The sequence below is a fragment of the Sporolactobacillus caesalpiniae genome (assembly GCF_040513385.1).
Lineage (GTDB): Bacteria > Bacillota > Bacilli > Bacillales > Sporolactobacillaceae > Sporolactobacillus.
Map to the genome: position 1 here is coordinate 149,275 of NZ_JBEVCB010000006.1, position 22,466 is coordinate 171,740.

18 protein-coding genes and 1 riboswitch are annotated in these 22,466 nt (G+C 40.5%); of the genes, 13 read left to right on the forward strand and 5 right to left on the reverse strand.

Annotation, left to right across the window (positions count from 1 at the left end):
- Positions 1-10 precede the first annotated feature (10 nt).
- The gene (locus ABWW58_RS13045; protein ID WP_353869540.1) at positions 11-1,231 is read left to right on the forward strand and encodes a class I SAM-dependent methyltransferase; all 1,221 of its coding nucleotides are present in this window, start codon (positions 11-13) and stop codon (positions 1,229-1,231) included.
- 79 nt (positions 1,232-1,310) lie between these two features.
- Here the strand turns inward: ABWW58_RS13045 and ABWW58_RS13050 are convergent, their stop codons facing one another.
- Positions 1,311-2,777 carry a sugar porter family MFS transporter gene (locus tag ABWW58_RS13050; RefSeq protein ID WP_353869541.1) on the reverse strand — a complete coding sequence of 489 codons (1,467 nt, stop codon included), beginning with the start codon at positions 2,775-2,777 and terminating at the stop codon, positions 1,311-1,313.
- A 264-nt stretch (positions 2,778-3,041) separates the two neighbouring features.
- Between ABWW58_RS13050 and ABWW58_RS13055 the strand changes: the two genes are divergently transcribed.
- The 5 genes from ABWW58_RS13055 (at position 3,042) to ABWW58_RS13075 (ending at position 7,218) form a co-directional block, all read left to right on the forward strand.
- The gene (locus ABWW58_RS13055; RefSeq protein WP_353869542.1) at positions 3,042-3,509 is read left to right on the forward strand and encodes a MarR family winged helix-turn-helix transcriptional regulator; all 468 of its coding nucleotides are present in this window, start codon (positions 3,042-3,044) and stop codon (positions 3,507-3,509) included.
- An 825-nt stretch (positions 3,510-4,334) separates the two neighbouring features.
- Positions 4,335-4,877 carry an EXLDI protein gene (locus ABWW58_RS13060; RefSeq protein ID WP_353869543.1) on the forward strand — a complete coding sequence of 181 codons (543 nt, stop codon included), beginning with the start codon at positions 4,335-4,337 and terminating at the stop codon, positions 4,875-4,877.
- A gap of 47 nt (positions 4,878-4,924) precedes the next feature.
- Entirely contained in the window at positions 4,925-5,881 is a 957-nt protein-coding gene (corA, locus tag ABWW58_RS13065) for a magnesium/cobalt transporter CorA (RefSeq protein WP_353869544.1), read from the forward strand.
- Positions 5,882-5,922: 41 nt separating this feature from the next.
- Complete coding sequence (locus ABWW58_RS13070; RefSeq protein ID WP_353869545.1) at positions 5,923-6,498, forward strand: xanthine phosphoribosyltransferase; 576 nt, start codon at positions 5,923-5,925, stop codon at positions 6,496-6,498.
- Between the two features lie 24 nt (positions 6,499-6,522).
- Complete coding sequence (locus ABWW58_RS13075; RefSeq protein ID WP_353869546.1) at positions 6,523-7,218, forward strand: YjjG family noncanonical pyrimidine nucleotidase; 696 nt, start codon at positions 6,523-6,525, stop codon at positions 7,216-7,218.
- A gap of 90 nt (positions 7,219-7,308) precedes the next feature.
- Here ABWW58_RS13075 and xerS read toward each other — a convergent pair whose 3' ends face one another.
- Positions 7,309-8,406, reverse strand: a complete 1,098-nt coding sequence (xerS, locus tag ABWW58_RS13080) for a tyrosine recombinase XerS (protein ID WP_353869547.1) — start codon at positions 8,404-8,406, stop codon at positions 7,309-7,311.
- Between the two features lie 232 nt (positions 8,407-8,638).
- Positions 8,639-8,722, forward strand: a riboswitch (ZMP/ZTP riboswitch).
- 57 nt (positions 8,723-8,779) lie between these two features.
- Between xerS and ABWW58_RS13085 the strand changes: the two genes are divergently transcribed.
- The 4 genes from ABWW58_RS13085 (at position 8,780) to ABWW58_RS13100 (ending at position 13,917) form a co-directional block, all read left to right on the forward strand.
- Positions 8,780-9,658, forward strand: coding sequence for a bifunctional 5,10-methylenetetrahydrofolate dehydrogenase/5,10-methenyltetrahydrofolate cyclohydrolase (locus ABWW58_RS13085; protein ID WP_353869548.1), 879 nt, complete (start codon positions 8,780-8,782; stop codon positions 9,656-9,658).
- Positions 9,645-10,271 carry a cyclodeaminase/cyclohydrolase family protein gene (locus ABWW58_RS13090; protein WP_353869549.1) on the forward strand — a complete coding sequence of 209 codons (627 nt, stop codon included), beginning with the start codon at positions 9,645-9,647 and terminating at the stop codon, positions 10,269-10,271. Before ABWW58_RS13085 ends, ABWW58_RS13090 begins: the two co-directional genes overlap by 14 nt.
- A gap of 576 nt (positions 10,272-10,847) precedes the next feature.
- Positions 10,848-11,234 (forward strand): ArsR/SmtB family transcription factor, encoded by a 387-nt coding sequence (locus ABWW58_RS13095; RefSeq protein ID WP_353869550.1) that lies wholly within the window; start codon positions 10,848-10,850, stop codon positions 11,232-11,234.
- 28 nt (positions 11,235-11,262) lie between these two features.
- Positions 11,263-13,917 (forward strand): heavy metal translocating P-type ATPase, encoded by a 2,655-nt coding sequence (locus ABWW58_RS13100; protein WP_353869551.1) that lies wholly within the window; start codon positions 11,263-11,265, stop codon positions 13,915-13,917.
- Positions 13,918-14,094: 177 nt separating this feature from the next.
- Here the strand turns inward: ABWW58_RS13100 and ABWW58_RS13105 are convergent, their stop codons facing one another.
- A complete protein-coding gene (locus tag ABWW58_RS13105; protein ID WP_353869552.1) occupies positions 14,095-15,375 on the reverse strand; it encodes an aspartate aminotransferase type Ic in 1,281 nt (426 codons plus the stop codon).
- Between the two features lie 262 nt (positions 15,376-15,637).
- On the opposite strand from ABWW58_RS13105, the gene ABWW58_RS13110 reads away from it, so the two are divergent.
- Positions 15,638-16,399: a DUF975 family protein gene (locus tag ABWW58_RS13110; protein ID WP_353869553.1), complete on the forward strand. Its 762-nt coding sequence runs from the start codon at positions 15,638-15,640 to the stop codon at positions 16,397-16,399.
- A gap of 39 nt (positions 16,400-16,438) precedes the next feature.
- On the opposite strand, the gene ABWW58_RS13115 is transcribed toward ABWW58_RS13110, so the two are convergent.
- The gene (locus ABWW58_RS13115) at positions 16,439-17,287 is read right to left on the reverse strand and encodes a VOC family protein (protein ID WP_353869554.1); all 849 of its coding nucleotides are present in this window, start codon (positions 17,285-17,287) and stop codon (positions 16,439-16,441) included.
- Positions 17,288-17,476: 189 nt separating this feature from the next.
- On the opposite strand from ABWW58_RS13115, the gene pepF reads away from it, so the two are divergent.
- Entirely contained in the window at positions 17,477-19,279 is a 1,803-nt protein-coding gene (gene pepF / locus ABWW58_RS13120) for an oligoendopeptidase F (protein ID WP_353869555.1), read from the forward strand.
- Between the two features lie 64 nt (positions 19,280-19,343).
- On the opposite strand, the gene ABWW58_RS13125 is transcribed toward pepF, so the two are convergent.
- Positions 19,344-21,065, reverse strand: coding sequence for a methyl-accepting chemotaxis protein (locus tag ABWW58_RS13125; RefSeq protein WP_353869556.1), 1,722 nt, complete (start codon positions 21,063-21,065; stop codon positions 19,344-19,346).
- A gap of 222 nt (positions 21,066-21,287) precedes the next feature.
- Here ABWW58_RS13125 and spoIIP point away from each other — a divergent pair, with 222 nt between their 5' ends.
- Positions 21,288-22,379 (forward strand): stage II sporulation protein P, encoded by a 1,092-nt coding sequence (gene spoIIP / locus ABWW58_RS13130; protein WP_353869557.1) that lies wholly within the window; start codon positions 21,288-21,290, stop codon positions 22,377-22,379.
- Positions 22,380-22,466 lie beyond the last annotated feature (87 nt).

The window sequence follows — 22,466 nt, forward strand, 5'->3', positions numbered from 1 at the left end:
GGAGCTTACTATGAATAAAGCACAACACAATCAAGAACTTTGGAGAGCCACAGTTCTTGATGCTTGGCACATGTTAGAGAAAGAGGAAATTTCCGCAACTTTGGAAGGCACTGCTGCGTTAAACTTGCAGGGCTGTGCAATACAAAATGACGAATCCATTCAGTTTTCCATCCAGTGGGATGCCGTAGAGAAGCTTCACCAGAAGTTGAACAGATATAATGCGGGAAAACTAGAAAAAGACACGAGAATATGCTCTTTTTCATTTCAGTTAAATGACTATTATGTCAAAATTATTGGGTATTTGGGTACAGTGGTTCGTACCGATCCGGATCGAATGCTGATCTTCATTGGAACGGATCAAATAGCGGTCAAATCATTCAGTTATTTTTTACATACTTTGGAAAAAAATGATACAATTCGAATGACGGTCAAGGATCACTTGCGGCAATTGCAGAAATCGGATACGAGTCAGAATGGCCAGGCATGGAATAATGAGGCATACCAGGCTTGGGTTAATCGGTTTGGCACACCTGAACAGGCTGCTAATAAAATCAAACGAGATCCTATTGGCAGGATCGGAGCGCTCGCAAACTATTTAACTGATGTTCGGGGAACAAACGTGATCAATCTTCTTGGTTCGCACGCGGGAAAAGCCCTTGCACTCGCATTAATGGGCGCAAGGGTAACGGTCGTTGACATATCTGCCGAAAATGCCGCTTATGCCGAGAAGGTTGCCCATGCGCTCCATATACCATTAAACTATATTGTTTCGGATGTTTTGCAGTTACCCATTGATCAACACCATGCAAAGTATGATACAGTATTCATGGAGTTAGGTATCCTGCATTATTTTGTTGATCTTGAACCACTTGCCGAACTCATTTTCCAAATGCTTAAACCAGGTGGAACGTTTGTCATTCAAGAATTCCATCCAATCTCAACGAAACTGGTCACAACCCGTGGCAAACGACAGATTGTTTTTGGAAATTACTTCGACCAGACACTTCGAACACGTGATGTCGCCTACTCGAAGCATCTTGATACTGATAAAGGTGCTGCAAGTAACTCCACACACACTGTTTACTTAAGAGAATGGACACTTGGTGAGATCGTAACGGTATTCGCGCAGGCCGGACTAATGGTGCAACGACTGGATGAAACGCCAAACATGAAAGTTAATGACATCGGATTGCCTAAACTATTTACCCTTGTTTGTTCAAAACCTGAATAAGTCCTATTGCACATTCTTACTTGAACAAAAAAAGAGCAACCCTAGTTGCTCTTGAATCATTTAGTGATATTAGCTCGATTCAGTCACCTTCACTAATCTTAACTGTTTTCTGTTTACTGTGCCCCTTATTACGAAAATAGAGTTCAAGCTCTTCAAGTGATTTCCCTTTTGTTTCAGGCAAAAGGAATTTGACAAAAATAAGTCCAGCTATACCGAAAACAAAAAAGACAAAGAAGGTTCTGGACAGTCCGATCCAGTCGAGCATTACCGGAAACAAGAGACTAATTAGGAAATTGGTGATCCACAAACAGAACACGGTAACACCCATGCCAAACCCGCGTAAACGCTGTGGGAAAATTTCGGAAAGCATCAGCCAGGTAACTGGTGCAATCGCGCCTTGCTGAAAGGCAAGAAACATAACAGTCATACTGAGGACCAAAAAAGGTAAGACTGGCGATCCTTGCAACGTCTGTGAAAAAATACTGATCAAGAATAATGCACTTGAAGTTCCTATCAGCCCAACTATTAGTAAAGGACGATGGTTGACCTTGCCGAGCAGCCAAATGCCAAAGATGACGGCGATGACTGAAATGAGACCGTTAACAATGTTTCCGACCAGAGCGACATCCATCTGAAAACCGGCATTCTGCAAAATATGGGTACCATAATACATGATTGAATTAACACCAGTGGCTTGCTGAAGAACAGCAATTCCAATACCGAGGAAGACAATTCTCCTGACCCATGGTGTGCCAAGATCGCGAAATGAGGCTTTGTTAATTTTCTGTTCGGTGTGAATAGATTTCTTAATTGAAACAAGTTCTAGTTTGGCATGATTTATATGACGGATCTTTTGAAGAACTTTCAAAGCGCTTTTCAATTTACCTTTAGAAGCATACCATCTTGGGCTTTCGGGTACGAAGAACATGCCAATCCAAAGTACGATTGCAGGTAACGTGGCCATCACAAGCATATAGCGCCATATATGTGTTGATCCACCGGAAAGATTAGCAATGAGTGCATTTGACGTGTAGGCGAGCAGTTGGCCGGTTACGATCATTAGTTCGTTTTGTGTTACCATCCGCCCACGAAGTTCAACGGGCGACACCTCTGCTAGAAAGGTGGGTACAGTTACCGACGCTCCGCCGACAGCAAGACCAAGTAAGAAACGGAAAAAGATCATCAATTCTGCGTTCGGTGCAAATGTACAGCCCAACGTTGTTATGAGGAAAACAAATGCAAGATATAGGATTACTTTTTTTCTTCCTTTATGATCAGAAAGCCGACCGCTGAACACGGCACCAAACGCTGCCCCCAAGAGCAAGGAGCTTGCAACTAAACCTTCGGTGAAAGCATTCAGATTAAGTTGATCCGGTCTTGCCATGTAAGGGAGTGCGCCATTGATTACTCCAGTATCATAACCGAAGAGCAACCCGCCAAAAGTGGAAACAATGGTGATTAATTTTAAGTATTTTTTCGGATTGTTCTTCTGAGGGGGGACATCGGGTCTGGCAACATTCTGAACGGATTCGAACTGTTTGTTCATACTAATAGTGAATCTCCTCCTTATACAGCGAAAAGAAACAACAAATCAAGCACTAAACCATAAGGAATAAAGCGTTTGCGCATAACCGTGAGTATACGTAAAAGAATCATGGTGAAAACGGGGATAAACTAAGGTTATAGATATATAGATAAGAGCCGATCCCCATCGGTTAAAGACTAAACCAACACGGTCAAACCTGATGTTCTTTCGGCTTGCCGTTAGTTTAACATTAAACTGATGTAATGTCAAAAAAGGTGAAACTAATTGAAAATAAACACAATGGAATATTCATCAGAAAAGCCTGCAAAAACAGGGCTTCAACTTTGGTCTCAACTGTCAAGAACGTATCATCGTCAATTAAAATACTACAGTCATTTCTTAAAAAACTGGGACTTAACTATTTCCCAATATGAAGTATTTGTGAAAATTGGTGAAAATGGAAGGATGTCTCAAAAAGAACTGGCAGAAAAAATGTTCTTTACGAAAGGAAATATTACTCAACTAATTATTAAAATGGAAAAAGAAGGTTATATTTGTCGCGAACAAGAGTGGAAAACAAAGTACATATTATTGACGGATAAAGGAAAAGAAATGTATAAACGTGTTGTTCCGGAGCAGAAACAGTTCTTCTTGCAACAGTTTAAGGTTCTGACAAAAAAAGAACAGAAGCACCTTATCAAATTGTTAAAAAAATTAAATGACGCTGAGATTAACTCTGATTGTAATGAATGAGATCATTACAGGGAACATAAAACTTAAGTAAACATTTGTTTAATCAATGTGTTCGCTATTTTGATAGAGATACATAACAAGATCAGTACCTTCTAAACGGATGACGAGATTAATCAGGATCTATTTTATTTGCAAATACTTCCTTTTGGTTGTTATCCAATGATTGTGCACAATTTTATAGGATCCTTATTCATACATTCATCGGTTAACTAATCATTAGGTGTTATTAGTATACCGCTCTTTATTTTCTAGAAACGGGAGTTAAAAAGTCCAGCGCCATTTTTGCTGTATCCGCTTTTAGCTTTATTTCTTCGTGTCCATACGTTTCCGCACCTTGACGATAAACGAAAAGATTAACTTAATTTGACCGGCCAATCACATAAATCAGGGAAGTCATGTGGCAGAGTTCGGTCATCATTCATTGTGCTTTGAGCGCGCATCTCTTTTCAGATGATTTCAGTCTTGAATGGGGACTTTACGTTTTGTTCCATATATTTGCATTCTCAAGAAGTCAAGAGAGGATGTGGCAACTCGCCGAATGGAACCTGAATCATTTGCTTCATCACTCAAAACAGCTGCGCGTATTTGGAAGATCACGGCCTATCGGTTCTTCTCTATAAGCTGATGATGCGAATAGAGTGCACAGCGAACGTCTCGCTTACTAAAAAGTCAGATTCCAGCTTTTTGAAAGGTCCATACATTATACGTATAGTTATGTGCGTTATATATGTATAATAAGTGTACATATCGCTTTCATTCTACGTATAAAGCGAGTATATTTATATGTATAAAGTAAATAGACCATTAAAAGTAAAGGAGATCATCATGCCAAATAAGACCATTTATGTTCCCGATGCTGATTTGGAGGTATTTGATCAGGCTCAAGATGTTTCCGGAAAGAATCTGTCCGCTACAATCGTACAGGCGCTTCGTTTTTTCACAAAGATCGGTGAGGGAAAGGGCTTTGAGCATATTGAGGTTTCTGAGGGTGAAGATGGTTTTTATAAAAGGAAGCGATTTATTGGCCGGGAACTCGCTTCCGCCAGTGTACATGATGAAAACCATTCACTTTTGACGACCTATATCGTTTATGAAACAACACATGGCCGCTACGCCGTTTTGATTCGAGAGCAAAAGAAAATTCCTCTTGAACAGTCAATCGAGAATGAACTGAAGAAAAGAATTATGGAAAAAATTTCAGGCGAAAACATGGGCAGTATTCCTTTTCCAAAAGAAATTGAGGATTTGGCTCCGGATAAGCGTAAATTGGAAGTCTACAATTCCATTGACGCACTCACTGGTCATATACCGGCTGACTTGTATCGAGCTCTTCACGAAATTAAAGATGGAGAATTTCTTGATATTTAATTTGTTCATTCGAAACACTTGCTTTGTTAAAAGGAGCTTTGAATTCAATGATACGTATCCTCGCACAAAATAAAGAAGAGCATCCGGTAACTGATCTGTCCTTTACAGATTTAGAAGCGATGAACGCTCACTATTATTGGGTTGATTTAAGTGCCCCTGATGAGGAAGAAATGAAACAGCTGAAACAATTCAATCCGTTATTCTACCGTCAAATCAAAGATAGTCAGCATCGCTCCAATCGACCGCAGCTTAAACTATTTAACGACTGCTATTTTGTGTCAATGCAAGTGATTAGTCCGGATACGCTTAAGAAACATGAACTGATTTTGTACGTGGGAAACCAATCGATTATCACATTTCATAAAAATAATTTAAAAGGATTAAATGATATCTGGCATGAATGTCGTTCCGACGAACAGTTCACCAAGGACAATATTCCAGATGATGTACTTCGCAGACTCATGAGTCGTTTCATTGATCAATACATTATGGCAGCAAACGATCTTGAGGATAAAATTGATGATCTTGATTTGAACGCGAAGAGAGAGCCCATGCATAAACTGAATCGACGCGTTTTCCAACTACGCAGTGAGTTGCTCAGTTTTCGTCGTGTGATTACACCGCTCATGGACATCATAAATCGAATGATCAGCTCGTCGTATATTCAAACCAGCGAGGAACATGAGCTCTTTTTACGTAATGTGAATGAAAATTTAAGCCGATTAACACATATGATTGAATCAAATTTGGAAATTACGTCTGACATCCGCGACAGCTATCTGTCGCTTACTACATATCGAACAAACAGTATTATGCAAACGTTGACGGTAATTACAACTATTTTTATGCCGCTGACCTTTATTGTCGGTATTTATGGCATGAACTTTGCAAATATGCCAGAACTCAACTGGAAATATGGCTATTTTATTGTGCTCGGATTGATGTTTTTAATTGCTCTGATTATGTACTATTTTTTTCGAAAAAAGGGTTGGTTTGACAAATGAAACGCACATGCTAAATGAATTAAGGGGAGAGCTTAAAATCAATGGATGAATTAAAAAAACGTATTCAAGAGGAAGGAACGGTGATCCAATCAGATATTTTGAAGGTCGACCGTTTTTTGAATCACCAGATTGACCCTGTTTTAATGAAGCAAGTGGGTAAAAAATTCGCTGAAGCTTTTGCTGATGCCGGTATCACTAAGGTTCTGACTATTGAGTCTTCAGGGATTGCACCGGCGTTAATGACCGGTCTGGAATTAAGTGTACCCGTTTTATTCGCGCGCAAGAAAAAACCACTGACACTTAACGAAGGGGCATTAACAACTAAAATCTACTCCTATACAAAGAAAGTACATAATTCGGTCTATATTGAAGAAGGTATGATTCAAGCAAAGGACCGCATCTTAATCATTGACGATTTTCTTGCAAATGGCGAGGCTTCGCTTGGTTTGACGCGCTTGATTGAAATGGCAGGTGCCGTTGTCGCCGGAATTGGTATTGTCATTGAAAAGTCTTTCCAAGATGGACGCTCAAAGCTTGATGAGGCAGGGTATTCCGTGTACTCTTTAGCGCGTATTGCTTCATTAGAAAACAATCAGATAACATTTATAGATGAATAAAGAGACAGGATTGAGAGGGGAACAATGAGTCACTATACAACTTTGTTTTTTGATGTCGATGACACTTTGCTTGATTTTGGTGCGGCAGAAGACTTGGCGCTGCATCTTCTTTTTGAGAGTCAAGAGCTATCTCTGACACCAGAAATAGAAAGCTACTATAAAGAAATGAATAAAGGCATGTGGAAAGATTTTGAGAACGGAAAAATTGAACGCGACACACTAGTGAATACCCGTTTTACCAAACTATTTAGTGCTTTTGGCAGAACATTTGATGGAGTCGTAATGGAACAAAATTATCGTCGATTTCTGCGCGAGGGACATCAGCTTGTCAACGGTGCACAACAACTAATTGAAAACTTGAAAAACAAGTTCGACTTGTACATCGTGACAAACGGAGTCGCAGAAACTCAGTATAAGCGTTTACGGGATGCGGGCCTGTCTCATTGTTTCAAACAAATATTTGTTTCCGAAGATACCGGCTACCATAAACCGGATCATCAATTTTTTGATTACGTGTTTGAGAGAATCACGAACTTTTCGGCAGATGAAGGACTCATAATTGGTGATTCGCTCATCTCTGATATTCATGGCGGCAGTCAGGCGGGATTGGATACCTGCTGGTTCAACGCCAAGAACCTGACAAATGAGCTTAATGAACAGCCTACCTATGAAATTCATAAGTTGGAGCAGCTCTACCCAATTGTCCATGTTAATCAATAATAATGCAAAAGCCTTGTTAACGGTAAAGTATAACAAGGCTTTTTTTAACAAAATATAAATTATGTTAACTAGAATGACAGCTCGTTTTACTCACTGCTGATCCTGTGATTCATCAAAGTGATCATCCATATGATCCACCGCGCGTTTCAGCTCATCGTTCGACAGATGCGTATAGATCATCGTTGTCTGAATGGCTGAGTGGCCAAGCTGCCGGCGCAGCTTGGGAATGTCATTGTTCTCTGCCTGGTAACGCGTCGCAAACGAATGGCGTAATTTGTGAACGGAGAGCGAGGGCTTTCCAAATGCGATCGCGTATTTTTTCACTAGATTTTCTATCGCGCGAGCGCTTAACCGGCGAGTCGTCCCTTTAGGTCCCATCGAAGCAGCAACAAAAAGGGCCTGGTTCGTAGTGGGGAGGTCATACTTTTTCTTACGAATGGCGAGATAGTCCTCAAGATCAAGCCCAGCCTGCTCACTAAAAAAAACATACTGTTCTTTATTTCCTTTACGAATCACCCGCACCATGCGTTTTTGAAAATCAACATCATGAAGATCAAGTCCGACGACTTCTGATAGACGGAGACCAGAACCGAGAATCAACGAAACAATGGCAGTGTCTCGTTCAGCATTGCGCGTATGAAAATTAAGCAATTTTTGATTATCCTTTATTACGTCTCGATAATTATGTGCGACAAATTGGCGGAAGGCTTCATATTCATCATTCCAGAGAATCTTTCCTGCCATTTTCTGAGCAACTGTTTCCTGGTCTTCTTTGATTTTATTAAAAGCAATCTTCGCCATCACATTCCGGACGAGATAAGGTTTAAGATCGTTTGTTTCCGCAACATTTTGCAAATAATTAAACAACGATTTCAAAGATGAAAGCTTGCGATTTATTGTGAATTTATCATTTTGAAGTCGGAACTGTAAATAGGAAAGAAAATTTTCAATCGACTGTGGTGTTAATTTCTCAAGGCAATCTAAAGGAATATCCACGCGTGCTCCTTGATATAAGCCTTCGGCTACCAGCCAATCAAAAAAAATAAGATAGTCATGACAGTAATTCAATAATGAACGTGGCGACATGATACGCATTTTTTTGTCTACGTATTCACGTACATACCAAGGCAGCTGTGCCGTTTTTTCATCGATTCGATCATAAAGATGCATCGCTCGTTCATCAGCCATAATAAAAGACTCCAATCACATGGTATTATATGGTAATTTAACCATAACATAAACGATCGAGTAAAGCAATATTTTACGAAGTAATCAAGATAAAAAAGAATACTTGCAGGCATTCACGAGAACTATATTTATTTTTGTCTATGACATTTATCATTTATCTATGAAATATATTTTATTTTCAACACTAATCGTGTTATATTGTTAGAGATGAGTTGTTCGTTATTGAATTTAACAGATCATGTGTGACTGGCGTAGCATGGGAGAACCATGAGGGAGCATGTGACTATTTGATTAGCCGTACGCCTGGGCAAAGTATTTGGAAACTTATTTGTTATCCAGATGCTTTTTTTATTTGCTTATGGAGGCATAACCAATGGGAAAACTGTTACAAACAAAAGCTCTAGCAAAACAGATCTCTGAACACTTGGTCACGGAAGTAAAGAGTATGAAAGAAAAGGGAATTGATCCGACAATTGCTGTAATCATCGTTCAAGGAGACCCTGCATCTGAATGCTACGCCAAAGTAAAAGAAAACATCGCTCGGAAACTGGGCATTCGCTATTTACTCACATCGGTACATCCGCAAGTTACTGAGACTGAACTGCTGGCAAAAATCAAATGGCTGAATCGCTGTTCCTCAATTCATGGAATTATTCTTGAATTACCGCTTCCGAAACATCTTGATGCGAAAAAGTTAGCTGCTGCCATCGCTCCTGAAAAGGATGTTGATGGTCTGTCTCCGGCAAATAAACTGGCGTGCTTTACTGGTGATGAAGGATTGTATCCAGCTACACCTCAATCATGTATTCGTATTCTTAATTACTTTGGTTATCCATTAAAAGGGAAAAATGTTGTATTGATTGGTTGTGGTGAAACAGTTGGTAAACCGCTTGTTCAGCTCTTGCTGCGCGCAAATGCAACACTAACGGTCTGTCACGTGTATACCAATAATTTACAGGAACAGATTGAGAAAGCTGACATATTAATTTCTGCTGTGGGAAAAGCTAACTTAGTTACAACAGACATGGTTCACCAAGACCTAGTTGTCGTTGACGCAGGTATTAATGAGATACAAGGTGGTATTGTTGGCGACGTTCAACCTGAAGTTTCAGAGATTGTCCACGCGGCTACTCCGGTACCAGGCGGAGTAGGGAAGGTAACGACAATGATTTTATTTGAAAATCTATTAAAAGCGGTGCGCCTTCAAGCAAATGAAAACAAAAGAGAGGTGCAACTCAGTGAAAGTCTTTGATCAGCAAATCGGCCAGTTCATTGAAGCGGCAAGTTCTTCTGCACCGACACCCGGTGGAGGCAGTATTGCTGCATTAGGTGCTGCTTTGGGCGCATCTATGGGCGCTATGGTTGCAAATCTGTCAACAGGGCCAAAATTTACACAAGTACAAACAAAGATGAATGAAATTGCTGCAAATCTTCAGAAAGCAATTCATGATTTTGAATGCTTTGCTCAACAAGATATGGATTCGTTTAGCCGTTTTATGGCAGCACTGAAATTGCCAAAACAAACTGCTGAAGAGCGTACTGAACGTACGGCGCAGCTGCAGAGCGCGGCAGTTCAGGCTGCGGAAGTTCCGCTTCATTTAATGAAAAGCTGCCATGATGCGATGAGTATTTTAGAAGATGCTTCTAATCAATTCAATAAGAATGTGATCTCAGATCTCGGTGTTGCAGTAATTTCATTGGATGCGGCAATTCAATCTGCTTGGTTGACTGTGATAATAAATTTATCGACCGTTAAAGATAAAACAATTACAAAGAGTTATCAGGAACAAGGGATAAAATTGATAAGTGATGCGCAAAAGATCAAACAGCATGTCATGGAAACAGTGATGTCAAAAATAGGTTAATAAAGACAATCTTCAAAACACATCACCATATTACTTCGTCAAAATTATATTTTACGTAGTAATATCCAGGCGTATTACACATCTCTTTTTTATATAAACTCATAGAAAAATGCTCTACTTGTATATCATTTGCTTTCCTTGAATCCAAAATAAAAAATATCGGTTACTCTTCAACTAATTTACTGACATGTAGTTTCGTAATACAATCCAATACTTTGAACTACATTTATTTATGGATTTGTCTAAGTATATGTTCGTTAACACAAATTAAAATTTCTCGGTAGCACGTCCAGATTCCCGCTTGCAATCCTATGTCATTCCCCCATATCACCATATTTGATCTTATACTTAACCAAAACATCCTTTTCGAAATAAATTAATGCGTTCTCTCCTCTGCATTTTTCATTGCTGCCGATTTGGCTGCTTTTTTTTTCGGGATTTTTAAACAATCTAATTCAACACATGAACCCAATCACCTATGCTTTCTGCATCCGCAAACAGTCAAACGATCATTTGAATATTTGTTTATCATTTTGTATACTATAGTCAAACAATCATTTGATTGGAGGACTTGAAATGAATAAACCACAGGATATTTGTGAGGTTACTTGTATTCACAAAGACAGAGTGATGCGTGTCAGAAAAGATCTGGAAAAGAATAACCCCAATGAGATTGCGGATCTGTTTAAAATTTTAGCTGATCAAACCAGAATAACGATTGTCCACGCATTGGCTCTTGAGAAAGAACTGTGTGTTTGTGATGTATGTGCTATTGTTGGCTGTTCTAAAGCAACCGCATCCCACCATTTGCGTTTACTAAAGAAAATCGGATTTGCCCAATCACGTAAAGATGGAAAATTCGTTTATTATTCCCTTGATGACGATTATGTCCGTCAGCTTGTACACCTAGCATTCAGGCATCAAGCATCAAAAGAAATTCCTAATAGCGAGGCTATGGCATAAAAAATAGAAAAGAGATGTCTGATTTAAAATGAAACCGATACAATTAACCCCTATTCGTGATTTCAATAAGCAATGTAACTGCTCAACATGTGAGCATCAAGAAGTGCGGGAATGTGTTGAAGCAAAATGCAACTGCTGTAAATGCTATGAGACGAGTGGAAATCTTGCGATAAAACCGGATAACTGTCATTGCTGTACAGACAGCCATGATGACTGCTGTCATGATGAAGAAAATGATAGTCACTGTGATGACGATTGTTGCAAAAATGAACACTACAAGGATTCCTGCTCAGACGATTGTTGCGATGGCGAAGACGAGCATATTCTAAAAGAGGTACCTCCTCTTGATCGCAACCTTTCTTCGGCAGTTTATCAAATAAGTGGAATGGATTGCCCGGCTTGTGCACGAACGATTGAAAAAAGCGTGTCACAGATTCCCGGAATAACAGCCGTTCAGGTGCACTACAGCACAGGAAAAATGCGTGTTGCTTATTCAGATGCAAGCAGGCTTTCCCCTATTCCAAAACAGTTAAGCAAACTTGGCTATCGTGTAAAGCCTGAAGTTTTGAATTCTCAAACTAAGACAAATGTCCTGGATATTTATAGAATCGAAGGAATGGATTGCGGCGCTTGTGCAAAATCCATTGAGAAACATCTGAATCGGTTCCCTGAGGTACAGAGCGTCGAGGTGAATTTTTCATCCGGTAAAATGTCGATCAGCCATACCCTCTCTGCTGAACGCATTCAGCAGGAAGTTAAGAAATTGGGGTATCAGACGTTACCAGATATACACGACGAACAAGAAAACGACCAGCATGTCCATTCTCATAAATCACGTTTAGAAATCCTGATTTCCGGTCTTTGTATTGCTGCCGGATTTGTCCTGTCTTTTACTCAGATAACATCTGTTCTGCCAACTGCTTTATATGGTATCGCTCTTATCATAAGTGGACATCAGCCATTGCGAAGTGCTTATTACGCTTTGAGAAGCCGTTCGCTTGATATGAACGTTCTCATGTCTGCGGCAGCCATCGGTGCTCTATTCATTAATCAATGGCTCGAAGCAGCTACCGTTGTTTGGTTGTTTGCTTTAGGCGCTGTTCTAGAGAATCGTTCTGTTGAAAAGACACGTCGGTCTATTGGGGATTTAATGAAAGTTGCCCCTGCAGAAGCATGGATACTATCTGGAGATTCAATAGCAAAAAAAATAGTGAGTACAGTCACTGTTGGTGAAACCATGATCGTGAAACCTGGAGAACGCATCCCACTGGATGGTACGGTTATTAAGGGTGAATCAAGCGTCAACCAGGCACCAATTACCGGAGAATCCATTCCTGTTGACAAAAGTCAGGGAGATGCTGTTTTTGCCGGGACATTGAATGAAAATGGAACACTTGAATGCAGGGTTACTAAATTGTCGACGAATACTGTCATTGCCCGGATCATTCAAATGGTCGAAGAAGCTCAGGAAAAACAAGCACCGACTCAAACATTTGTTGATCGATTTGCACGTATTTATACACCTATTGTATTTATTCTAGCTGTTGCAGTCATGCTTATTCCTCCAATGATCGGAATTGGAACTTGGGGATCATGGTTTTATAAAGGGTTAGAACTGCTCGTGGTCGCATGCCCTTGCGCTCTCGTCATTTCAACCCCTGTAGCTATTGTTTCTGCAATTGGCAATGCAGCGAAACAGGGCGTCCTGATCAAAGGCGGCGCGTTTCTGGAAAAAGCCGGTCAAATCCAAGCGATTGCGTTTGACAAAACCGGAACCATTACCGAAGGCAAGCCAAAGGTTGCTAGCATTATTGCCTTTACTAGCGATCAAAACCATCTGATGTCTTTGATTAAGACACTTGAAGACTACTCAACGCATCCAATTGCTCGTTGTCTGTCAGCTTATGCAAATGAAAAAAATAGCCTCGCTCTGGCCGGAGAAAATTATCAAAATATCCCCGGAAAAGGTGTTCAAGCAGATATATCAGGAACGATTTATTATGCTGGCAGTCTGAAACTGTTCCGTGAAAAAGGAGTCGGCACTATAGAGGAATATGCTCAGGCTCAGAAATTGTTGGAATCTGGTCAGACTCTGGTCATGATTGGAACAGATGAAAAATTGATTGGCGTCATTGGCGTTTCGGACACCATCAGAAAAACAACGCGCTCAGCTCTAAATAAGTTGCAAAAAATAGGCATTCATGATTTGGTGATGCTGACCGGTGATAACCAGAAAACGGCTGAGCAAGTGGCAAAAGAAGCAGGTATCACACGTTATTTATCTGACCTGCTTCCAGAAGATAAAGTCACATCAATTAAGAAGCTACAAGCTTCCGGACTTAAAACGGCAATGGTTGGTGATGGGATTAATGATGCACCGGCTCTTGCCAGTGCCGACCTCGGTATCGCTATGGGCGGCGCAGGAACGGATACAGCAATGGAAACAGCGGATCTTGTACTTATGGCTGATAATCTGGAGAAATTGCCATTTGCCATTTCCTTAAGTCAAAAGTCACTAAAAATAATTAAACAAAATATTAGTTTTGCATTAATTGTTAAAGCAGCTGCGTTGTTCTTGATTTTTCCGGGCTGGCTGACACTTTGGCTCGCTGTATTCAGCGATACAGGTGCTGCTTTGCTTGTTATATTAAACAGCCTACGCTTAGTTCATCAAAGAAATTAAATTAAAAGCTATTTTTACAAATTGAATTTCCATGAATGAGAATTATTAGAAAGCTCTTCATTTAATGCTTTATTGCTGTCATGCTAAGTTGAAAAAAGTGCGCTTAAACCTCATTTGGTTTAGCGCACTTTTAATTTATAAATAAATGGTCGTGAACATAGTTCACCCTTGGATTTATTAATCGTTCAAAAGCTTCTTTATACTCACCATTTGGACAGAAAGGCATAACACGTCAATTGCCACTTTCAATTCTGCTAACGACGGGTATGTTGGGGCAATTCGAATGTTTCGATCTTTTGGATCTTTACCATATGGAAAAGTCGCCCCTGCTTTTGTTAATTTAACGCCGACTTCCGCCGCGCGCTTAACCACTTCGGCTGCACAACCATCTGGTGTATTTAAACTGATAAAATAGCCGCCTTTTGGCTTGCTCCATGAAGCAATATGCTTATCGCCTAGTTGTGAGTCAAGTTCACGCAAGACAAGATCAAATTTGGGTTTAATTAATTCTGCATGCTTCTTCATATGTTCATTGATATGATCTAAATTTTTCAAAAAACGCACATGCCGTAATTGGTTAATCTTATCCGGTCCGATTGTTTGCGCAGAAAGTTGTTCCAGGATAAATTGAATATTCTCCTCGCTTGCTGCCATCGCCGCTACTCCGGACCCTGGAAATGTTATTTTTGATGTCGATGCAAAGATAAAAACCCGGTTCGGATGTCCTGCATCTTTGCATACTTGCAGTATATTCTTTAGATGCGGGTGTTCATTCGTTAAATGATGTACAGTGTAGGCATCATCCCAGAAGATTTTAAAATCTTCTGCTTTCGTTTTCATTGTCGCAAAGCGGTTTACGACTTCGTCACTGTATGTAATCCCTTCAGGATTGCTATATTTTGGGACACACCAAATTCCTTTTATCGCATCATCTTTGCTGACCAGTTCTTCAATTTTATTCATATCCGGTCCGTCATCAAGCATGTCAATGGTGATCATTTCAATATTAAGCGATTCGCAAATCGCAAAGTGCCGATCGTAACCAGGACTTGGACACAAGAACTTTACTTTAGGCAACTTCCCCCATGGGCGATCGCTGTCTAGAACACCTTTAAGCAAGGCTCTCGAAATCGTGTCATACATCATCGTTAAACTGGAATTACCACCAATAATAACTTCTGCAGGTCGCACGTGAAGAATTTCAGCAAACAAGTCTTTTGCTTCTCGTATGCCGTCCACTCCCCCATAGTTGCGAATGTCGTTGTTATCAACTGTTTTTATTGTGTTCGTGTTTAAAATGCTGAAAAGATCTGATGAAAGATCAAGCTGGTCCGGACTTGGTTTTCCGCGAGACATATCTAACGAAAGATTCTTGCTCTTAAATTCAGCATACTTTTCTTCTAATTTCGAATAACGTTCAACCAATTCACTCTTGTCTAAAGTATGTATATCACCCAACTAAAGATCCTCCTCTTTGCAGAAAAAAAGTAATGAATCGTTAATGATTACAGTTCTACTTTTTTTATGATCAAAAGTTTTTGCCCCATTGCTCATTATATGAAAAAACGCCGATGACTTCTATATAATAGGAATAATTGATTCATTTTATTTTCAGAAACGCTTTGTGTTACAATACGTTCAAGATCGAATTAATAAACCATTAGGAATTTGATTATGTTAGCCTTGATCGTATCTTAATTGTAAGGAGGGATTCCATTAAATGTGGATTTCTAGAATTAAGGAAGATGCACGAACGTCTCTCCAAGGGTACTCTGTCTCGAGTGGGTTTTTCGTATTCGTTTTCTTTTTAATCTCTGCTTTGCCACCGACTGTGATTGATAGTTCACTGTCCGGAGGGTTCGAGAATTGGATAAATCAAACGGATTCTCCACCACTTTCCGATATTTTCCAATTAATTTATTTTATCATCACTATTCCGATGCAGTTTGGTTTCTATTGGTACTTCTTGGACCTAATTCGCGATCAAACGCCAAAAATGAAAATTCTATTTTTTGGTTATGAACACGGAAAAATGATTGTTAAGCTTGTTTGGACGTATGTGCTTATGGCCATTCTTTTGTGTCTTTGGATTTTATTATTTATCATCCCCGGCATCATCAAATCCTTTTCCTATTCCCAGACCTATTTCATTTTAAAGGATCATCCGGACTATTCGGCAAGTAAAGCGATTAAGGAAAGCAAACGGTTAATGAAGGGCCATAAATGGAAACTGTTTCTTCTTGGATTGAGTTTCATTGGTTGGTGGCTCTTGTCGATTGTCCCGACCCTAGGCGGAATTATTGCTGCAGGATTGATTGGCTTTATGATTAATGACTTAATCGGCTACTTATTTCTCGCAATCGGTATTATTGGAAGCATTTGGATGTACCTTTGGCTCGTCCCTTACTTCTGCACTTCATTAGCCACTTTTTACGAACGGCTGATTTTGACTCAACAACCTGAATTAAATGAACAAAATTAACAAACCGCCCATATTGGGCGGTTTTACAGTTTCCATTTATTAAATTCCCAGTTCAAACTTGATTCCTGATGGATCTTTAGCAAACATACGCTCGTTTGTTTGTTCAATGGATACGCCTGATTTTAGCAAACGATCAATCGCTTCATGGCGCATTTGAATATCTGGAAAGACGAGACGATAGTAATTTAACCCGACATGTATGCCTTCCTGCACCGGAACCCCTCTGCTGTTCCAAACATTCAACCCCAGATGATGGTGATAGCCGCCGGTTGATATGAAATCGGCATAGGGTTCATAAGCGGCAACTAAGTTAAACCCGAGTCCTTCCACATAGAATTTCTCGGTTTCTTTCAGATTTGCAACTTGGAGATGGAGATGCCCCATTTTTGTTTCTTTAGGTAATCCGCTCCATGGTTCCCCATTTAATTCATCAAGCAAGTGTTCATCCATCGCTTCTGTCAGCATAAGCACCTTGCCATTTTCCCATTTCCATTCATCCGCCGGGCGATCACGATAGATTTCAATTCCGTTTCCGTCAGGATCTTCCAAATATAAAGCTTCGCTGACTGCATGATCTGCCCCACCAACAAGCGGATAATCTTCTTTCAGTAAATGCGCGGTTACCGCTGCAAGATCCTTTCGCGATGGAACAAGCATTGCAAAATGATAAAGTCCCGCGCTTCGTCTGTTGGGCGGCAGCACATCCACAGGTTGCTCAACCGTAAGCAAAGGATCAGTTCCGTTTGCAGAAAATGTAATTGCCTGCTGGTTTTGTTGTAGGATACTCAATCCGAGCATTCCCGAATAGAAATCCTTAGAACGCTGCAAATTCCTCACAAATAGAAAAATTTGATCTACATACGTATTCGGCACTTCGTGAAAATTCATTGTGACCCCTCCAGATTAAATTTCGCTTATCTGTTTAAATCATTAATTACATTATGTTAGTTAGTATATAATAATAAGTTGTGAATGTCTAAACTTCTTTCTCGCTGTTCTGATGTGCTTAAGCTGTTGCGTTAGGATACAGCGCTCTGTGGTAAACTAATACTAATACTAACGAATCGAGGACTAAGTATGGATCAACGACTGAAACGAAATCAAGTTCCGACTGAAAAAACATGGAACCTGACCGATCTTTTTCCAACACGAGATGCGTTCGTGACCGAACTAAAGGCACTACTCGAAAAGGTAAGTGAATTGGCAAGTATTAAAGGTAAACTGGCTGCAAACGGCCCGTCTCTCTTGCGCGCTTTAGAAGATTATTTTGATTTTTCAGCCCGATTGTGGCGACTTTCCACTTATGTTAGCCTGAAACAATCCGCAGACAGCAGCAACTCAGAGAATCAGGCAGACTCCGCCCGTGTAGATGCCGCAAACGCACAAATTGATACGACACTTTCCTTTTTTGAGGATGAATTAATGAATCTGGATGAGAACCAGTTGAGTATCTTGGAGCAGAATGCTTCGGGCCTTAAAGAATATCGTCCCTATTTCCGTAAGCTGTTCGCTTTAAAACCTTATCGGCTTCATCCGGAAGCGGAGAAAACGATCAAGGCGTTATCAGAGGTCCTGGAAGCTCCTTACACGATCTATACGCGCAGTAAGCTTGCGGATATGCAGTTTCTTCCGGTTACAGACGGCAGCGGAAAAACGGTACCGATGTCGTTCACACTTTATGAAAATAGTTATGCATCAACGAGAGACACGATACTTAGAAGAAACGCCTATGATTCGTTTACCAAAACACTGGATGCTTACAAAAATACGTTTGCTTCTGTCTATGCGGCAGAAGTAGCGAAAACTGTCGCTGTAGCCAAACTGCGCGGATACAAGACAGCTACCGATTATTTGCTTCAGCGTCAACTTGTCAGCGAACAAATGTACAACAATCAACTTGATATTATTTACAAAGAACTCGCGCCTCATATGCAGCGTTACGCTGAACTGAAGCGGCAAGCGCTTGGTCTCGATAAAATGACGTACGCGGATTTGCTCGCTCCGATTGATACTTCAAATCCACAAACAACGTTTGAAGACAGTAAGCTGGCAATTCTTGAGGCACTAAAAATTATGGGGCCGGAATATCATACGATTATTGAAGAAGGATTAAACAACCGTTGGGTTGATTACGCTGATAACGTTGGTAAATCTACAGGAGGATTCTGCTCCTCTCCCTATGGCACTCATTCGTATATTCTGATGACATGGACCGGAGATATCCGCAACATTTTAACACTTGCCCATGAATTTGGTCATGCCGGTCATTTCATGCTCGCGCAAAAATATCAGAAATTAGCCAATTATCGTCCGTCGCTATTCTTCATCGAAGCACCGTCAACAATGAATGAGCTGATTCTTGCTCAATACTTAAAAAGAAATGCTACTTCAGAAGAAATGAAAAAATCGGTTACCGAACGTTTACTCAGCACCTATTACCATAATTTTGTTACGCATCTGCTGGAAGGTGTCTATCAGCGTAACGTTTTTCGCCGCGCTGAAGCAGGCGAAGCATTGACAGCATCAACACTCACCGAATTATTCAATGAGACACTTCAAGGGTTCTGGGGCGATTCTGTTCAGCTTGACGCGCGCGACGGTTTAACATGGATGCGGCAACCACACTATTACTCTGGATTGTACTCCTATACCTACTCCGCAGGGCTGACTGTGGCGACCGCTGTTGCCAAGCAAATCGAACAAGAAGGAGAACCGGCTGTTAATCGTTGGCTGTCGGTCCTTAAAGAAGGCGGCAGAATCACACCTCAAGAACTGATTGAAAAAGCACAGGTCGACATTCTAAATCCAGAAACCATTCGCAATGCTGTTGCTTATGTCGGATCCCTTGTAACGGATCTTCAGTCCGCATCGGTTAACTAATAAGACACAGTCATGAAATTAAAAGGAGTTCCCATGATGTCGGGAACTCCTTTATTTGGGTTAATCATAGTTTAAATCGTTGAATCAATTGTTCAAAACGTTCTGAGGTTTCTGCGAGTGCACGCGCTTCATCTACAAAACCATCCATTGTTTTCTCAACATGGCTCATCGATTGATTGACGTGCGATACACTTGCTGATGATTCCTGAGAGACTGCAGCTACCGCAGCAATAGACTCCTTCATCTGCAAACCGATTGCACTGACTTCATGAAGACGTAATGACAATTCATTCATGTTTTCTCGAATTTCTTGTGCCTCATGATTAATTGATCTTAGAGCATCCCCAGTATGCGTGATTTGCTTAACTCCCGACTGTACCTGTTCGCGGTTTAACAGAAGTGCCTTGTCAACTGTTTCTGATCCAAGGTTAACACCAGTTAACATAGCCGTCATCTCTTTCGCAGACTCCGAAGTTTGTATGGACAGCTTCCGAATTGACTCGGCGATAATGCTGAATCCTTTTCCTGCTTCTCCCGCTCGTGCCGATTCAATCGTCGCGTTTAACGCAAGCAAATTGGTCTGGCTGGCAATATGATCGACCATTTCCACCAACTTTGATAGATCATTTAATTGAAGCTTGAAACGTCCCATTTTGTTACGCGAGTCAAGTACACTTGATTCGATTTGGCGCATATTCTCTTGTGATCGCGCAATCAGCACTTTTCCTTTTTCAGTCAAGTCCGATGCGTTAAGCGCTTTTTGGAGCACCGTGGACAGCATTTTGATTTCCAACTCCAGCCGGTTCATGAACTCTTCGGTAAATTTTGCGATATGACTGGCATTGCGCGCCTGATTTTCAAATCCTTCGGCAAGCTGAGTTGTGGTGTTGGTCATCTCCTTACTTTCATGTGAAACGGATCGGGTCGAACGAATTAGGGCTTGTCCGCTGTTTTTTGTCATTTCAGCCGCCTGCACCATGGTTTGAATCATTTCAAGCAGATTGCGTTTCATTTTTTCAATTGAATCCGAAATCAATCCTAGTTCATCCTTGTTATGTATGATTTGCCCATGATTTCTTAAATCACCGCAAGCGATTCTTTCTGTCGAATCAATGACGCGCTTAAAAGATGCTTTGATTTGTCTACTGATCCGCCACGTTATCCATGCACTAATTAAAATAGAGAAAATGACACTTATTGCTAGAAACAGCATGGATCCTTTTACTTGTTTCTGAACATTTTCCATCGCTTGCTGCTCTTCATTAATCACAGATGTACGCAACCGATTCACAAGCTCCAGAGTTCTCTCTTGAACTTGATTTTGCTCCTTGTGAATTTGCATCAGCTTCTCTTTATCGTTCATCAGAACCGCCGGCACGAACTCACTCTGAAAAAGGTTGAACGTGCGTGCGTCCTCACTCATAATCTGCGAAAACCACTTTTTTTGTTCTTCTGTTTTCATGTATGGTTTCAACTTTTTCTCTGCCCTAGTCAATTTCAATTGATCCTGAGAATACAGTTTCACCGCACGATCACCAGGCTCCAACAGATAATCAACAACGCGTGAATCTTTTGAGCGAAAGAGCGAACCGATTTCGGTGATTTGCGCCGCTCGCTCCCCTGCCACCCGCGCGTCTTCCGCTCTTTGCATCGTGTGATAAAGCAGCACAGTCGATGTGACCGCAGAAATGAGCATAATCAGTAAAACAATCCACAATCCAACTGAAAATTTCATACTGATTGTCAGATGACGCCAAGATGCTTTCCTTCTAAAGATGTTCTTCAATCGTACCCCTCCGATTGTCATAGGCTCGTATCCCTACTTAGTATTTATGGAAATGAGCGTCGGAAAAAGGCATTTTTTGTAAATAATATGTAAAAATTCATTTACATAGACATTCTCATTGAAGAAAAGTCATGAACTAGAAAAAACATGTCTATCTTTTCCCCTCTCAATCATAGATTAATAGAGCAGCATGAATTTCTCAGAGGATTGGGAGGGACAAGCTTGAAAAGAATCAATCCACCACTAAACACACAATCTTCCATAAACCATTCACTTTTATTCCAGTACCTCTTTGTCCTGATCCTGATCTATGGTATGGCTATTCTTGTCACGGTAAGCCAAATCAAGATCGGTTTCATTCAAGACGCGATGCAAAAAGCAGATTGGCCGGCAAAAATTTTATTAAGTGAAACCTTTGGAAATGAAAACGTGGTGTATAACCACGCGATCAAGGAAAAGGATCGTCCGAAAACCGTCTATCATCTCCTATTTGAGTTGATGACTGACCTTCGTTTTGATGATAACCGCAGCTTGTTCGGATCAGAGCTGCCTGGCTTTACTATTTATAACACACGCATTTTCGTCGCTGGAAAAGGATTAAACTACAATAATCTGCCAAAAGACAATCCGCCATCACCGTCCATTAATATTGATACTCCGAAACCGCAGAAACCGGAGCAAAGTGACACAAACAAGTCAAATGAAAAACTAAAAAAGACAGTGCTTATCTATCATACGCATCCGTGGGAATCGTACAAGCCGATAAACAACGGGAAAGATTCCACATATACAGAACCGCAAAAGAGTGTGGTTAAAGATGGAGAAATTATCGGAAAAACATTAAATGAAAATGGTGTTGGCTATATCCAAAAGGTAAAACAAGGTTGGGGCTACAATGAGGCTTATCAGAAGTCAAGGATTGTAGTGCAGAATGCTCTGAAACAAACGCCGAGCTTGAACTATCTAATAGATATTCATCGTGATTCTTCAGGAAGAAGCATCACAACGATGAAGATCGGCGGCACGTCCTATGCCCGTATCAGCATTATCATTGGCGAGGCAAATCCTAACTACTCAGCCAATCTTTATCTGGCCAAAAAGGTAAAAACAGAATTGGATAAGAAGTATCCGGATCTTGTTCGCGGCATTGTCGGCAAGACAAAACTAACAGGAAACGGGATCTACAATCAAGACCTCTCTAAGAATGCAATTCTTATTGAAATTGGCGGAGTAGATAATAATCTGCAAGAAATCACGCGTAGTTCACAAGCATTCGGCGAAGCTCTCGCGCAAGTAATCAATAAAAATAAATAAGTGAAAAAAGTTGTAATATTTAGCACCAGGTATTAATATTAAGATATAAACACTGATCTTGAGTTTTCTCGCTCAAGAAAAAATCTA

Coding starts and splice junctions, on each gene's coding strand:
- ABWW58_RS13045 (WP_353869540.1), top strand. CDS start 11: ATGAATAAAGCACAACACAATCAAGAACTTTGGAGAGCCACAGTTCTT.
- ABWW58_RS13095 (WP_353869550.1), top strand. CDS start 10,848: ATGAATAAACCACAGGATATTTGTGAGGTTACTTGTATTCACAAAGAC.
- ABWW58_RS13100 (WP_353869551.1), top strand. CDS start 11,263: ATGAAACCGATACAATTAACCCCTATTCGTGATTTCAATAAGCAATGT.
- ABWW58_RS13050 (WP_353869541.1), bottom strand. CDS start 2,777: ATGAACAAACAGTTCGAATCCGTTCAGAATGTTGCCAGACCCGATGTC.
- ABWW58_RS13115 (WP_353869554.1), bottom strand. CDS start 17,287: ATGAATTTTCACGAAGTGCCGAATACGTATGTAGATCAAATTTTTCTA.
- ABWW58_RS13075 (WP_353869546.1), top strand. CDS start 6,523: ATGAGTCACTATACAACTTTGTTTTTTGATGTCGATGACACTTTGCTT.
- xerS (WP_353869547.1), bottom strand. CDS start 8,406: ATGGCTGATGAACGAGCGATGCATCTTTATGATCGAATCGATGAAAAA.
- ABWW58_RS13085 (WP_353869548.1), top strand. CDS start 8,780: ATGGGAAAACTGTTACAAACAAAAGCTCTAGCAAAACAGATCTCTGAA.
- ABWW58_RS13070 (WP_353869545.1), top strand. CDS start 5,923: ATGGATGAATTAAAAAAACGTATTCAAGAGGAAGGAACGGTGATCCAA.
- ABWW58_RS13060 (WP_353869543.1), top strand. CDS start 4,335: ATGCCAAATAAGACCATTTATGTTCCCGATGCTGATTTGGAGGTATTT.
- pepF (WP_353869555.1), top strand. CDS start 17,477: ATGGATCAACGACTGAAACGAAATCAAGTTCCGACTGAAAAAACATGG.
- corA (WP_353869544.1), top strand. CDS start 4,925: ATGATACGTATCCTCGCACAAAATAAAGAAGAGCATCCGGTAACTGAT.
- ABWW58_RS13110 (WP_353869553.1), top strand. CDS start 15,638: ATGTGGATTTCTAGAATTAAGGAAGATGCACGAACGTCTCTCCAAGGG.